The sequence below is a fragment of the Streptomyces sp. CNZ301 genome (assembly GCF_004217425.1).
The window spans coordinates 4,489,363-4,503,555 of the sequence record NZ_SHLG01000001.1 but is presented as its reverse complement, the minus strand read 5'-3'; the positions used below and the strand labels follow the sequence as shown (position 1 = coordinate 4,503,555).

The 14,193-nt window shown below is 69.5% G+C and carries 10 protein-coding genes; 6 read left to right on the top strand and 4 right to left on the bottom strand.

All coding sequences use genetic code 11. The features are described from left to right. Positions 1–76: 76 nt before the first annotated feature. Complete coding sequence (locus EV375_RS19430; RefSeq protein WP_130300557.1) at positions 77–1,030, bottom strand: endonuclease/exonuclease/phosphatase family protein; 954 nt, start codon at positions 1,028–1,030, stop codon at positions 77–79. Between the two features lie 194 nt (positions 1,031–1,224). On the opposite strand from EV375_RS19430, the gene metG reads away from it, so the two are divergent. After that, positions 1,225–2,835 (top strand): methionine--tRNA ligase, encoded by a 1,611-nt coding sequence (gene metG, locus EV375_RS19425; protein WP_130300556.1) that lies wholly within the window; start codon positions 1,225–1,227, stop codon positions 2,833–2,835. A gap of 171 nt (positions 2,836–3,006) precedes the next feature. Beyond that, on the top strand, positions 3,007–3,747 hold the full coding sequence (locus tag EV375_RS19420; protein WP_130300555.1) for a GntR family transcriptional regulator: 741 nt from the start codon (positions 3,007–3,009) through the stop codon (positions 3,745–3,747). Here EV375_RS19420 and EV375_RS19415 read toward each other — a convergent pair. Both EV375_RS19415 and aspS read right to left on the bottom strand, forming a co-directional pair. Beyond that, the gene (locus tag EV375_RS19415; protein ID WP_486588582.1) at positions 3,737–4,240 is read right to left on the bottom strand and encodes a GNAT family N-acetyltransferase; all 504 of its coding nucleotides are present in this window, start codon (positions 4,238–4,240) and stop codon (positions 3,737–3,739) included. The genes EV375_RS19420 and EV375_RS19415 overlap by 11 nt on opposite strands. A gap of 981 nt (positions 4,241–5,221) precedes the next feature. Continuing rightward, positions 5,222–6,985 carry an aspartate--tRNA ligase gene (aspS, locus tag EV375_RS19405; RefSeq protein WP_130300553.1) on the bottom strand — a complete coding sequence of 588 codons (1,764 nt, stop codon included), beginning with the start codon at positions 6,983–6,985 and terminating at the stop codon, positions 5,222–5,224. Between the two features lie 149 nt (positions 6,986–7,134). On the opposite strand from aspS, the gene EV375_RS19400 reads away from it, so the two are divergent. After that, positions 7,135–9,540 carry a SpoIIE family protein phosphatase gene (locus EV375_RS19400; protein ID WP_207228179.1) on the top strand — a complete coding sequence of 802 codons (2,406 nt, stop codon included), beginning with the start codon at positions 7,135–7,137 and terminating at the stop codon, positions 9,538–9,540. A 69-nt stretch (positions 9,541–9,609) separates the two neighbouring features. Here the strand turns inward: EV375_RS19400 and EV375_RS19395 are convergent, their stop codons facing one another. Continuing rightward, positions 9,610–10,146 (bottom strand): SseB family protein, encoded by a 537-nt coding sequence (locus tag EV375_RS19395; protein WP_130300552.1) that lies wholly within the window; start codon positions 10,144–10,146, stop codon positions 9,610–9,612. 127 nt (positions 10,147–10,273) lie between these two features. Here EV375_RS19395 and EV375_RS19390 point away from each other — a divergent pair, with 127 nt between their 5' ends. The 3 genes from EV375_RS19390 to EV375_RS19380 all read left to right on the top strand — a co-directional run bounded on the left by EV375_RS19390 (position 10,274) and on the right by EV375_RS19380 (position 14,061). After that, the gene (locus tag EV375_RS19390; protein ID WP_130300551.1) at positions 10,274–12,112 is read left to right on the top strand and encodes an acyl-CoA dehydrogenase; all 1,839 of its coding nucleotides are present in this window, start codon (positions 10,274–10,276) and stop codon (positions 12,110–12,112) included. A gap of 164 nt (positions 12,113–12,276) precedes the next feature. After that, entirely contained in the window at positions 12,277–13,602 is a 1,326-nt protein-coding gene (locus EV375_RS19385; protein WP_130300550.1) for a M18 family aminopeptidase, read from the top strand. A gap of 231 nt (positions 13,603–13,833) precedes the next feature. Next, positions 13,834–14,061, top strand: coding sequence for a hypothetical protein (locus EV375_RS19380; RefSeq protein WP_130300549.1), 228 nt, complete (start codon positions 13,834–13,836; stop codon positions 14,059–14,061). Positions 14,062–14,193 lie beyond the last annotated feature (132 nt).

Here is a 14,193-nt window from a genome sequence, read left to right as displayed (position 1 = left end):
AAACTCACAGAACCGTTTCCGCGAACTCCCCCTCCACGACTGGGACCTTGCCCGGAGTCCCCGGCCCCGGCCCGAGTCAGCGCCGCGACGCACCCGGGAGGTCGAGACGGGCCCACAGCTGCTTGTGATCGGAGTGCTCCGAGTGGCTCAGGCCGCTCGAGCGGACCCGCACCGACGGCGAGACGAACACGTAGTCGATCTTTCCCTTGCTGTGACTGGGCTGCCCGGAGCGGCAGGGCGCGTACCTGGCACGCGGCAGCTGCGCCGCCCGGCGCTCGGGCTTCATCGCGTCGCCGCAGGGGCTCGTCGCCTCCTTGAACGCCCCGCGGGCCCCCTGCCCGTAGCCGCGGTGGTAGAGGCGGTCGAGGACACCGGAGAGGGGAAGGTCGTTGATGTCACCGCCGAGCAGCACCGTGTGGCCCTCGTACCGCGAGGTCAGGATCCGCTGGACCGTGGCGACCTCGCGCTTCCGGCCGGACAGGTACTTGCCCCCGCCCGGCGTGAGGTGGGCGGAGCAGACGACGAGCTTCCGCGGCTTCGAGCGCACACAGACCATCTCGCGGTACTCGTCTCCCGAGGTGGAGCCGAGCTGGTGGACGTCCGCATCGTCCTTGTCGAAGCCGAGCCCGTCCCGGTAGACGATCGTGTTGCCGAAGTCGGTGGGGTGATGGCAGCGTGCGGGCGTTCCCGGACTCCTGGCGAGATTGTCGACGGGGCTGAACAGCACCGTGTAACCCGGCAGCCGGTCCTCGAGCCGCTCGTCCCAGTCCCGGCAGGTCTCCTGCATCGTGAGGAAGTCCGCCTTGCGGTGCTTGAGGTCCGCGGCGAGCGCGTCGGGCGGGGGGTTGCCCTCGTCGCCGTGCTCGGTCGTCCCGCCGGCCATGTTGAACTGGCCGATCACGAACGTGCCCCGCTCCGGCCCGGCCGGCGACCCCGAATCCGGCCCGCCCAGCAGCACGAGTGCGGCGACGAGGCCCGCCACCACCGCGACGGAGAGCGGAACGATCACGCGACGGATGGCGCCCTCCATGATCCCGTCCCCGTGTGTGAAGTTCGGTGTGTGGTCCGGTACGCGCGCAAGCATGCAGAGGCGCGCGAGGGCCGTCAACAGACAGGCCCCGGACGCTGCCGCGCGGTGATGCCCGCCCCGCGTGACCTCCGCCTCGCGGTCACACAGGGTTACGGGAGGGAAACCGGTGCCCCCGGACAGTTAGGATTTCGACCATGGCGGCCACTGGAACAGAGCAGACGGGATCGAAGGCGTACTACGTCACGACCCCCATTTACTACGTCAATGACGCTCCCCACCTGGGCCACGCCTACACGACCGTCGCGGGCGACGTGCTCACGCGCTGGCACCGCCAGCGCGGCGAGAAGGTGTGGTACCTCACCGGCACGGACGAGCACGGTCAGAAGATCATGCGCACCGCCGAGGCGAACGGGGTCTCCCCGCAGGACTGGTGCGACCGGCTCGTCGAGGACGCGTGGAAGCCCCTCTGGGAACATCTGGAGATCGGAAACGACGACTTCATCCGTACGACGGAGAAGCGGCACACCGAACGCGTCCGCGAGTTCGTGCAGGACCTCTACGACAAGGGCGAGATCTACCAGGGCGGGTACGAGGGCCCGTACTGCGTGGGCTGCGAGGAGTACAAGAGCTACGGCGAACTCCTCGACGGCGAGGGACAGTTCGAGGGGCAGAAGCTGTGTCCCATCCACCGCACGCCGGTCGAGATGCTCCAGGAGGAGAACTACTTCTTCAAGCTCTCCGAGTACGGTCCGAAACTGCTGGAGCACTACGAGCGGCACCCGGAGTTCATCCAGCCCGAGTCCGCGCGGAACGAGATCGTGAACTTCGTGCGGCAGGGCCTCGACGACCTGTCGATCTCCCGCTCGACCTTCGACTGGGGCGTCAAGGTGCCCTGGGACGACAAGCACGTCATCTACGTCTGGATCGACGCCCTGCTCAACTACGCCACGGCGGTGGGCTACGGAGCGGACCGGGAGCGCTTCGAGGGGATCTTCCCCGCGGACGTGCACCTCGTGGGCAAGGACATCCTCCGCTTCCACACGGTGATCTGGCCCGCGATGCTGATGGCCAACGGACTGCCGCTGCCCGGCAAGGTCGTCGCCAACGGCTGGCTGATGGTCGGCGGCGAGAAGATGTCCAAGTCGAACCTGACGGGCATCTCCCCGCAGCAGCTCACCGAGCACTTCGGAGTCGACGCCTACCGCTGGTACTTCATGCGAGCCATCGCCTTCGGGCAGGACGGCTCGTTCTCCTGGGAGGACTTCTCGGCCCGCTACACCAGCGAACTGGCCAATGACTACGGCAACCTCGCCTCCCGCGTCGCCGCCATGGTCGGCAAGTACTTCGGCGGCACGCTGCCGGAGGCGACGGCGCACGGCGACGCCGAGCAGGCCGTCGTGGACGGACTCGCGGAGGCGACCGCATCCGCGGACGAACGCATCGGCGACGAGCTGGACTTCGCCGGCGGCATCGCGGCGGTCTTCGACTTCATCAAGCAGGTCAACGGCTATCTGACGGAGCAGGCGCCCTGGAAGGTCGCCAAGGACGAATCCCCCGAGGCCCGGGCCCGGCTCGCGACGATCCTCTACACCGCCGCCGAGTCGCTGCGCGCATGCGCGGTGCTGCTGAACCCGGTCATGCCGGAGTCCTCGGAGAAGCTGTGGGAGTCCCTGGGCGCCGAGCCGCACCTCGGACGGCCGGCCGATCAGGACGTCCGCGACACGGCCCGCTGGGGTCAGCTCCCCGCAGGTGCGACGGTCACGAAGGGCGCGGCGCTCTTCCCGCGGCTGGAGGAGACGAAGTAGCGCACGCGCTGCGTACGGTATGAGGCCCGGAACCTGCTGGTTCCGGGCCCTCGTCCGTTCCAGGGCCGCGCCGTTCCGGGCCGGGTCTCGCCCGGGCCGGAGGTGCGGCGCGGAGCCTCCGGGGCGGGAGTTACGGTGGTGAAACCACCCTAGGGAACCTGGAGAGTACCGATGCCTGAGACCCCCGCCCGGCAGATCGCCGACGACCTCCGCGCGAGGATCCAGTCCGGCGACCTCGCACCGGGCACGCGCCTGCCCGGTGAACCGGCCCTCGTCCAGCGTTACGGCGTCGCCAAGCAGACCGCAGCCAACGCCCTCAAGTTGCTGATCTCGGAGGGGCTTGCCTCCGCGAGGCCCGGATCGGGCACGTACGTACGGGAGTTCAGGCTGATCCGGCGCAGTGCAACGAGGCGTCTGTCGCGCGCACAATGGGCCTTCGGCGATTCCGTTTGGGCGGCCGACGTCGAGGAACGCCCACTGGAGGTCGACGGCATCGATGTGCGCGAAACGCCGTCGCCGTCTTGGGTGGCCGAAGCGCTGAACCTCCCGGAGAAGGAGCCGGTGATCGTGCGCAGCCGCCGCTACGTGGTGGACGGTGAACCCGTGCAGGTCGCGACCTCCTACTTTCCGAGCTCGCTGACACGCGGTACGCGCGTGGCCGAGCCGGACACCGGCCCCGGAGGCGTCTACGCCCGGCTCGCCGAACTCGGCTCCGAGCCCGTCGGCTTCACGGAGGAGCTCCGCGCCAGGATGCCGGACAGGGACGAGGCGGAAACACTGTCCCTGGCCCCGGGCACTCCCGTCATCGAGATCCTGCGGGTCGCGTTCACCGTCGAGGACAAGCCGGTCGAGGTGAACCGCATGCTCCTGGACGCGGGTTCGTACGTCCTCGACTACCGGTTCAGCGGCTGACTGGCTTCGTCCCCGGCATCAACTCAGCATGGACATCGGCGGTGTCGTGGCTTGTGATGAGCGTTGCGCCATTGCGGCGCAACGCTGCTACTGCCGCCGTGTTCTGAATTGTGGTGTCCGCGACTACGGCCCGTGCACTGGTCCTGGCGGCTTCGTGGAGGAGCATCCGGAGTGCGGCGGTGCCTATTCCTCTGCCGCGTTGGGAACGGGCAAGCCACATGCCGGTTTCGAGGACTTCGTGGCCGTCGCGGACAGCCAGGCGGGCTGAGCCCACGATTTTCCGATCGTGGGTGATCGCAAATGTGGACTCTTGGAGTGGGCCGGCAAGTCCAGGGCGTCGAGTGCGGTGCCAGGTGCGGAAAACTCCCTGCCGTTCAGGCGTCCACCCTGGTGGACCGGCGACGGGAGGCATGACCTCCTCCGGCGCAGCGTCGTCGACGGCCACAGCGAGGAGTGCTTCAAGGCGTTCCTCGTCCACCTTCTGCAATTCCACCCGACCGACCATGTTGGTTCCTCTCCACTGGGCGTCGGACGCCCGGTGTCGATCCTGACGTTCTGCTTCGTGTTGAGCGAGGGGTTTTCAGCAGGGCCGGCCGGCGTCTGGGGTCGACGTGGTCAGGGAGAAGCCAGGCTGACGGAAGGTCGAAGGAAGTGCGGCACCCGAAAGAGTGGATTGACCTCCCTAGGGAACATTGCTTACATCTCCCTAGGGAGGTAGCCGCCTTCCGTCGGTGCTCTTTGAGGAGTTCTCGTGCCGCCGAGCCCTTGGCCTGTCGCGCCCGTCAGCTCGTCTCAACTCCCGGGCGTGGTCCCGTACATCACGGCCTGGTCTTCCGAACGCCCCTCCGCCCAGCCGGTCGTCGACAGAGGCACGGGCATCGGTTTCGCCGACGAAGCTCCGTACGACCGCGACAAGGACGGCGTCCTGTGGACTCGTACGGGACACAGCCCGGGGGCCGGGCGCCCCGAACTCGGCCAGGTTCACGCACTTCGTCAACGCAGAGCCATGCGCAGGCTGTTGTGCCAGGTCTGCGGGCGGCAGGCCAGCCGGAATCGGGAGGGAGTCCTGTGGGTGATCGGCGGGGAGGCCACGAGTTCCTGCAGTTGGCCGAACGATCTCACCACGTCGCACCCGCCGCTCTGCGAGCCGTGCGCCGTGCGATCGATGCAGATGTGTCCTCATCTCCGGCGCCGCTCTGTGGCGTTGCGCGTACGAGCGCACACGCCTGTGGGCGTACACGGTGCGCTGTACCAGCCAGGAAGGCCTCGCCCCACGATGTGGACGGTCGCCGGAGTGACCGACGACGACGTTCGCATCCGCTGGACCCGTGCGGGACAGCTCGTCGTGCGGCTGGACTCGTACACGGTCGTGGAGCTGGAACGGCCGTGAGCCGGCGGGCAGGGGAACAGGTGAACCCCCGGGCGGCGCCCGGGGGTTCACCTGTTCCGCGGGAGGGGCCGCCGCCGGCGGCGGCTACAGCTTCGGCTTGCGGACCGACAGGTGCAGCTCCCGCAGACGGGCCTCGTCCACCTCGCTGGGCGCGCCCATCATCAGGTCCTGCGCGTTGCCGTTGAGCGGGAACGCGATCGTCTCGCGGATGTTGGGCTCGTCCGCGAGCAGCATCACGATGCGGTCGATGCCCGGGGCGATGCCGCCGTGCGGCGGTGCGCCGAAGCGGAAGGCGCGCAGCATGCCGCCGAACTCGCGCTCGACGTCTTCCTTCGAGTAGCCCGCGATCTCGAACGCCTTGAACATGATGTCCGGTTCGTGGTTCCGGATGGCGCCGGAGGAGAGCTCCACGCCGTTGCAGACGATGTCGTACTGCCACGCCAGGATCGACAGCGGGTCCTGCGTCTGAAGTGCTTCCAGCCCGCCCTGCGGCATGGAGAAGGGGTTGTGGGAGAACTCGACCGCGCCGGTCTCCTCGTCCCTCTCGTACATCGGGAAGTCGACGATCCAGCAGAAGCGGAAGACGCCTTCCTCGAAGTGCCCTGCGCGCTTGGCGGCTTCGACGCGGACCGCGCCCATGATCTTCGAGACCTCGTCGAACTCGCCCGCCCCGAAGAAGACCGCCGTGCCCGGCTCGGCCTTCAGTGCGGTCAGCAGCTGCGTGACGTCGTTCTCGTCGAGGAACTTGGCGATCGGCCCGGTAAGGGTGCGGTCCTCTCCCACGCGGACCCAGGCCAGGCCCTTCGCGCCCTGCTCGACGGCGAACTCGCCCATCTGGTCGAAGAACTTGCGCGGCTGGTCCGCGGTGTCCGGAACGGCAAGCGCCCGCACGTGCTTGCCGGCGAAGGCCTTGAAGCCCGAGGACTTGAAGACGTCGGAGACGTCCACCAGCTCCAGCTGCGCACGCAGATCCGGTTTGTCGGAGCCGTACTTGAGCATCGCCTCGCGGAACGGGACGCGCGGGAACGGCGAGGTGCACTCGCGGCCGCCGCCCAGCTCCCGGAAGAGGTCGGTCATCACCTTCTCGATGACGCCGAAGACGTCCTCCTGTTCGACGAAGCTCATCTCCATGTCGAGCTGGTAGAACTCGCCCGGGGAACGGTCGGCGCGGGCGTCCTCGTCGCGGAAGCAGGGCGCGATCTGGAAGTAGCGGTCGAAGCCCGCGATCATCAGCAGCTGCTTGAACTGCTGCGGCGCCTGCGGCAGCGCGTAGAACTTCCCCGCGTGCAGCCTGGAGGGCACCAGGAAGTCCCGCGCTCCCTCGGGCGAGGTGGCCGACAGGATCGGCGTGGCCAGCTCGTTGAAGCCCTCGGCGACCATCTTTTCGCGGATCTTCGCGATGACCTGCGAGCGCAGCACGATGTTGCGGTGCATGCGTTCGCGGCGCAGGTCGAGGAAGCGGTATTCGAGGCGCTTCTCCTCGTTGACACCGTCCTCGGCGTTGATCGTGAAGGGGATCTGCTCGGAGGCGCCGAGCACCTCCACCTCGCCGACCTCCACCTCGATCTCGCCCGTCGGCAGCTCCGGGTTGACGTTGTCGGCGCCCCGCGCGCTGACCTTGCCGTCGACGCGTACGACGGACTCCTTCGACAGCGAGCTGAGGCGGTCGTGGACCTCCGTCTGCTCGGGCCGTACGACGAGCTGCACGATGCCGTAGTGGTCGCGGAGATCGATGAAGAGGATGCCGCCCAGGTTCCGCCGGTTGTGCAGCCATCCGCTGAGGCGGACGTCGGTGCCGACGTCCGGAGCACGGAGCTCGCCGCAGGTGTGGGAACGGTACCGGTGCATCAGTCATCCACTCGTAGGGTCGGAAGGCTCTGGGTCAGTTACCTGGGGGCACCCCCATGCCGGAGGCTGTGGGGGAGTCGGCCCTTCAGACTACCGCCCTGGCTCAGCCCCACTCGCCCCGTTTTCCCGAACGAACATAAAGTGGGGCAATGCACACCGAGGACGTGCTGAGGGCCACCCGGACCGGGCTGTGGCGCTGGGACAGCGAGACCGGTGCCTCCACGGTAGACGTCCTCACCGCGGAGCTCCTCGGCGTTCCCGTCAGGCGGGGCCACGTGGCGGAGAGCGAACGCTCAGCCTCCGTCGCCGGGCCTGGCTCGGAAGCACCCGCGGAGGGCACGGGACCGGAAGAGGCCGGGGCGGAAGAGGCCGGAGCGGAAGAGGCCGGGCCCGAAGAGGACCGCTCCCGGGAGGTCCACCCGGAGAACGGCACCCTCACGCTCGCCGAGCCCTCCACCCGCTCCCGCATCCACTTCGCCGACTACCTGGAGCTGACCGAGTCCGCCACGCTCGCCATCGCCGAGTGGACCCTCGTCGAGTCGGTGCTGCGCGTCGTCGACGAGGAGGGCACGGTGGTGCGCAGGGTGCGGACCCGGATGATGCCCGTCGAAGAGGACGGGAAGCTCTCGCTCATCGGGACCATCTCCGAGGTGCCCGAGCCGGGCGCCGCCGAGCCTGCAGCCGGCGAAGACGTGCGGCCGCGCGCCGCGGAGTACGACCTCCACCGCAGCCGCGACGCCTTCCTGCTGCACACGAGCCTCGCGCTCGCGGAGGCCCGCACCACCGCCGAGGTGCTGCGGATCGCGGGCTCCCTGGTCATTCCCGGCCTCAAGCCCCGCGCCCTCGCGATCTTCAGCCTCGAACGGGGCCGGCTGATCCTTGTCGGGCCGCCCGGCCAGCGGCCGGTGCCGCAGCATCTGCTTCCCTTCCTCGAGATGTCGGTCGAGGCCGACCATCCGGCCGCCGCGGTCGTACGGTCCGGGCGGCCGGTCTACCTGCCTGCCCCCGAGGACTACCGGCGGGAGTACCCGGCCGCGTGGCCGCAGGTGGAGCCGATCGGCAACCGGGGGTGGGCGTTCCTGCCGCTCACCGTCTCCAAGCGCACGCTGGGCGCGTGGATGGTGGCCTTCCCGGAGCCCGTCGAGTTCACCCGGGAGGACCGGTCGCTGCTGGCCAACGTGGCCCGCGTCCTCGCCCAGGCGATCTCCCGCACGTCCATGCACGAGACCGAGCTCCAGCTCTCCTCCGGTCTTCAGCGCACGCTCCGTCCCACGCGCAGGCCCGGCATCGAGGGCATGAAGCTGGCCGCCCGGTACATGCCCTCGGGCGGCGGTCTGGAGGTCGGCGGCGACTGGTACGACGTGATCCCGCTGCCTTCGGGCCGTACGGGACTGGTCATCGGCGACGTGCAGGGACACGACGTGCGCGCGGCCGGCGTCATGGCGCAGCTGCGCATCGCGATGCGGGCGTACGCGGCGGAGGGCCACCGCCCGGACGCGGTGCTGGCACGTGCCTCGCGGTACCTGGCGGGGATCGGGCGGCCCGAGGCGCTGACGGGCTACGCGGAGGAGATCCGGGACGCGGCACCGCCGTCGGGCGCGACACCGCCGGCGGGCGCAGCGCCGCCGGCGGGCGGGACCTCCGGCGGGCTCCCGGAGGACGAGCGCTTCGCCACCTGCCTGTACATGGAGGCCGACCCCGTCACCGGCACCCTCGACATCGCGCGGGCCGGCCACCCCGATCCGGCGATCTGGCTGGCGGACGGAACGATGCTGATCCGGGCCACCGCGGGCGGGCTGCCGCTGGGGGTGGAGCCGGGCACCGAGTACCCGATGACGCGGCTCGTGCTGGAGCCGGGCGAGACGCTGCTGGTCTGCACGGACGGGCTGATCGAGGTCGGCGGGCACACAATGGACACCGGCTGGCGGCGCATCCAGGCCGTCTTCAGGGAGGTCTCGGAGAGGCACACGGGCACACCCGCCGATCTGGAGCAGCTCGCGGACGCCCTCATCGACTCGACCCAGCAGCCGCTCACCGGGGAGGGCGCGGGGCCGCTGGCCGACCGCCGCGAGGACGACATCGCGCTGCTGCTGCTCACCCTCGACCCCGCCTTCGCCGCCGAGCGTGCGGCGGCGGTCGCCGGCGTCGCACGCCGTACGACGTTCACGGTCGCGCAGGCGGAGCCGGACCGCATCGGCGAGGCCCGGCATCAGCTCCAGGGGATGCTCTTCGACTGGGAGAGCGAGGACCAGATCGACGGCGCCGTGCTGATGCTCTCCGAGATGCTCACGAACGTGCTGGTCCACACCGAGGGCGACGCCATGATGGTCGCCGAGTGCAGCGGAAAGCGGGGGAACCGGCTGCTGCGCGTGGAGGTCGCCGACACCAGCGACGCGCTGCCGCACCGCCGCACGCCGGGCGAACTGGCCTCGTCCGGCCGGGGGTTGATGATGATGGAGATGCTGGCGGGCTCGTGGGGCGTGGACCCGCGCGGCGAGGGCAAGAGCATCTGGTTCGAGATGCGCGAGAACGTCTCGTCGCCGGCCTGGGCCTGACGTGCGCCGTGCGGCACGGTCCGCCCCGCAGCCGGGAGGGCGGGCAGAGGAAGCCGGACTGCCGGGCGCTCAGCCGTACATGCGGCGCATCGCGAAGTCGACCATCTCCTCGACGGCCTTCGCGTCGAAGACGACGCGGTGATCGCCCTCCATGTCCAGCACGAAGCCGTAGCCCGAGGGCAGCAGGTCCAGCACCTCGGCGCCCGTGATCACGAAGTAGCGGGAGTCCTTGCCCGCGTAGCGGCGCAGTTCCTTCAGCGTCGTGAACATCGGGATCACCGGCTGCTGGGTGTTGTGCAGCGCGAGGAAGCCGGGGGTCTCACCGCGCGGGCAGTACACCTTCGACGTCGAGAAGATCGACTGGAAGTCCTCCGAGGTGAGGGTGCCGTTGGTGAAGGCGCGCACTGTCTCGCGCAGCGACGGCGGCGACGACGGCTCCGGGTACAGCGGCTGCCCGTTCCCCGGCTGACCCTGCTGCCCGTAGGGGGGCGGGGGCGCCTGCTGGGTCGTGTACTGCTGATGGCCGGCCTGCTGCTGGTGGCCGTACTGCTGCCCGGCGTGCGGGTAGCCCTGCCCCGCTGAGGCGGTCTGGTCGTAGCCGTACATAGGAGAAAGAGTAACGAGTCACAGATGGGCGGTTAGGGGTTGCTTCTTATTACTGACCGGTAGCATCATTGTCCGTAGACACAGCTGACTACCTGTCCGTCTAGCGAAACCACACGGAGCCGTTGCCATGGGGCACTACAAGTCGAATCTCCGCGACATCGAGTTCAACCTCTTCGAGGTGCTCGGCCGCGACACGGTGTACGGCACCGGACCGTTCGCGGAGATGGACGTCGACACCGCGAAGAGCGTGCTGAGCGAGATCGCGCGTCTCTCCGAGAACGAACTGGCCGAGTCCTACGAGGACGCCGACCGCAACCCGCCGGTCTTCGACCCTGAGACCAGCACCGCTCCCCTGCCCGAGTCGTTCAAGAAGAGCTACAAGGCCTACATGGACGCCGAGTGGTGGCGCCTGGGCACCCCGGAGCAGATCGGCGGCACCACCGCACCGCGCTCGCTGCTGTGGAGCTTCGCCGAGACCGTGCTGGGCTCCAACCCGGCGGTGTGGATGTACGCGTCCGGGCCGGCCTTCGCGGGTGTCATCCACGAGGAGGGCACCGAAGAGCAGCTGAAGATCGCCCAGTTGATGGTGGACAAGCAGTGGGGCTCCACGATGGTGCTGACCGAGCCGGACGCCGGTTCGGACGTCGGCGCGGGCCGCGCGAAGGCCACCCGGCAGGACGACGGCAGCTGGCACATCGAGGGCGTCAAGCGCTTCATCACCTCCGGTGAGCACGACCTCTCCGACAACATCGTGCACTTCGTGCTGGCCCGCCCCGAGGGCCACGGCCCCGGAACCAAGGGCCTCTCGCTCTTCCTCGTCCCGAAGTACGACTTCGACTGGGAGACCGGCGAACTCGGCGACCGCAACGGCGTCTACGCCACCAACGTCGAGCACAAGATGGGCCTGCGGGTCTCCAACACCTGCGAGCTGACCTTCGGCGCCAACTCCCCCGCCAAGGGCTGGCTGCTCGGCGAGAAGCACGACGGCATCCGCCAGATGTTCAAGGTCATCGAGTTCGCGCGGATGATGGTCGGCACGAAGGCCATCGCGACGCTCTCCACCGGCTACCTCAACGCGCTCGAGTACGCCAAGGAGCGCGTGCAGGGCGCCGACCTGGCGCAGTTCACCGACAAGACCGCGCCCCGCGTCACCATCACGCACCACCCCGACGTGCGCCGCTCGCTGCTCACGCAGAAGGCGTACGCGGAGGGCATGCGCGCGCTCGTCCTCTACACCGCGTCCGTGCAGGACGAGATCATGGTCAAGGAGTACCGCGGCGAGGACGCCTCCGCGGCGGTGCGCCTGAACGACCTGCTCCTGCCGATCGTGAAGGGCTACGGCTCGGAGAAGTCCTACGAGCAGCTCGCCCAGTCGCTCCAGACGCTCGGCGGCTCCGGCTACCTGCAGGAGTACCCGGTCGAGCAGTACATCCGGGACGCCAAGATCGACACCCTCTACGAGGGCACCACCGCGATCCAGGGCCAGGACTACTTCTTCCGCAAGGTCGTCCGCGACCAGGGCCAGTCGCTCACGACGCTCTCGGAGGAGATCAAGAAGTTCCTGGCCGAGGCGAAGGGCGGCGAGGAACTGGCCGGCGCCCGCGAGGAACTCTCCCGCGCGGCGGTGGAGCTGGAGGGAATGGTCGGCGCGATGCTGACCGACCTCGCGGCGACGGAGAAGGACGTGAAGTCGATCTACAAGGTCGGCCTGAACACCACGCGCTTCCTCCTCTCCTCCGGCGACGTCGTCATCGGCTACCTGCTGCTGCGCGGCGCCACGGTCGCCGCGGAGAAGCTGGCCGACGCCTCCCTGACGCTCTCCGCGAAGGACAAGGCGTTCTACGAGGGGAAGGTCGCCGCCGCGAAGTTCTTCGCCGCGAACGTGCTTCCCTCCGTGGCCGTCGAGCGCAGCCTGGCCGAGAAGGTCGACTCGTCCGTGATGGAGCTCGACGAAGCGGCGTTCTGATCTCCCCCAGAGCCTCCGGCCCGGGAGGTACCCCCAACCAGAGCCTCCGGGCCTGGGGCCCGGCGCCGGGGCGCTCGCACGGGGCGCCACATCCCCCCATGCGGAACGTCCTTCTCCTCCCGGCAGGGCAGGAGAAGGACGTTTCGCCTTCGTATGCTGAGCATATGACCCCACGCTCCCAGAGCCCCACGCCGCCGCAGCATGCCGGCCGGGCCCACAGCGACGGCCTCATCGGCTTCCTCTCGGACTCACCCACGCCGTACCACGCGGTGCGCAGCGCCGCGGAGTTGCTGGAGAAGGCGGGCTTCCGCCAGCTCGACGAGACGGAAGCCTGGGACGCGGCCGGCGGCGGCACGAGCGGCCGCGGCCACTACGTCGTACGCGGCGGCGCCCTGATCGCCTGGTACGTGCCCGCAGGCGCCGGCCCGGCCACGCCGTACCGCATCGTCGGCGCCCACACCGACTCCCCGAACCTGCGCGTCAAGCCGGTGCCCGACACCGGCAGCAGCGGGTGGCGGCAGATCGGCATGGAGATCTACGGCGGCACGCTGCTCAACACCTGGCTCGACAGGGACCTGGGCCTGGCCGGACGTCTCTCGCTGCGCGACGGCTCGACGCGGCTGGTGAACGTCGACCGCCCGCTGCTGCGCGTGCCGCAGCTCGCCATCCACCTCGACCGGCAGGTCAACGAGGGGCTGAAGCTGGACCGTCAGCGCCACATGACGCCCGTGTGGGGCCTCGGCACGCCACGGGAGGGCGAGCTGATCGGCTTCGTCGCCGAGGAGGCCGGCGTCCCCTCCGAGGAGATCACCGGCTGGGACCTGATGGCGCACGGCGTGGAGCCGCCCGCGTACCTCGGACGCGACGAGGAGCTGCTGGCCGGCCCGCGCATGGACAACCTCCTCTCCGTGCACGCCGGTGCCGTCGCGCTGGCGGAGGCGGCCTCGCAAGAGGAGCTTCCCGCGATTCCCGTGCTGGCGGCCTTCGACCACGAGGAGAACGGCAGCCAGTCGGACACCGGCGCGGAGGGACCGCTCCTCGGCTCGGTACTGGAACGCTCCGTCTTCGCCCGCGGCGGCACCTACGAGGACCGCGCGCGGGCGTACGCGGGGAGCGTGTGCCTCTCGTCCGACACCGGCCACGCCGTGCACCCCAACTACGCGGAGCGGCACGACCCGGGGCACCTGCCGATGCCCAACGGCGGGCCGATCCTGAAGGTCAACGTCAACCAGCGCTACGCCACGGACGGTTCGGGGCGGGCGGTCTTCGCGGCGGCGTGCGAGCGTGCCGGGGTGCCGTGGCAGACGTTCGTGTCGAACAACTCGATGCCGTGCGGGACGACCATCGGGCCCATCACCGCGGCCAGACACGGCATTTCGACCGTCGACATCGGCGTCGCGATCCTGTCCATGCACTCTGCGCGCGAGCTGTGCGGCGTGGACGACCCGCATCTGCTGGCCCGTTGCATGAGCGGATTCCTCACGGGCTGAACTGCCGGGAGGCGGAGGGCGGGCACTTCCACGGGGTTCCGACTCCCGCGTTCCGTCCTCCCGTTCGGCGCCCGCGTTCCGTCTTCCCGTACGGCTCCCACGTTCCGCGTCCCGCCGGCACGGCTGCTCCGGCACGCCCAAATGTCCCTGATTGACGTCCGTTTCGAGGGGCACCCGTACCGCGTACGAAAGCCGTACAGCAGGACAACCGCCAATCGGAGGCAAGGATCCATGGGCATCGTCTTCTGCATCGGCATGCTGGCAGTGGGGGCCATCCTGACCTTGGCCGTCGACGTGAACACCGACGTGGTCAACCTCGATGTGGTGGGTCTCGTCCTGATGGCCGCCGGGCTGATCGGTCTCGCCGTCTACGTCAGCATCTTCAAGCGCCGCAAGACGCAGCCGCCGCACCCGGCGGCACCGGTGGTCGTCGAGGAGGAGCGCCACCACCTGCAGTGAGCCGAACCGAGTGCGCCGCTCCGGAACGCCGCGTGCGGACCGCGGAGCGAGCGCGCAACAGGCGCAACAATGGCCCGTGGTCCCCACCTGAAGGGAGACGACGGGCCGCGTCTTTGCCCCGGAAGCCCGGGG

Bases quoted from the DNA above. Each gene is read 5' to 3' on its own strand.
- EV375_RS19400 (WP_207228179.1), top strand. From the start codon at position 7,135: ATGCACACCGAGGACGTGCTGAGGGCCACCCGGACCGGGCTGTGGCGC.
- metG (WP_130300556.1), top strand. From the start codon at position 1,225: ATGGCGGCCACTGGAACAGAGCAGACGGGATCGAAGGCGTACTACGTC.
- EV375_RS19430 (WP_130300557.1), bottom strand. From the start codon at position 1,030: ATGGAGGGCGCCATCCGTCGCGTGATCGTTCCGCTCTCCGTCGCGGTG.
- EV375_RS19395 (WP_130300552.1), bottom strand. From the start codon at position 10,146: ATGTACGGCTACGACCAGACCGCCTCAGCGGGGCAGGGCTACCCGCAC.
- EV375_RS19390 (WP_130300551.1), top strand. From the start codon at position 10,274: ATGGGGCACTACAAGTCGAATCTCCGCGACATCGAGTTCAACCTCTTC.
- EV375_RS19420 (WP_130300555.1), top strand. From the start codon at position 3,007: ATGCCTGAGACCCCCGCCCGGCAGATCGCCGACGACCTCCGCGCGAGG.
- aspS (WP_130300553.1), bottom strand. From the start codon at position 6,985: ATGCACCGGTACCGTTCCCACACCTGCGGCGAGCTCCGTGCTCCGGAC.
- EV375_RS19385 (WP_130300550.1), top strand. From the start codon at position 12,277: ATGACCCCACGCTCCCAGAGCCCCACGCCGCCGCAGCATGCCGGCCGG.
- EV375_RS19380 (WP_130300549.1), top strand. From the start codon at position 13,834: ATGGGCATCGTCTTCTGCATCGGCATGCTGGCAGTGGGGGCCATCCTG.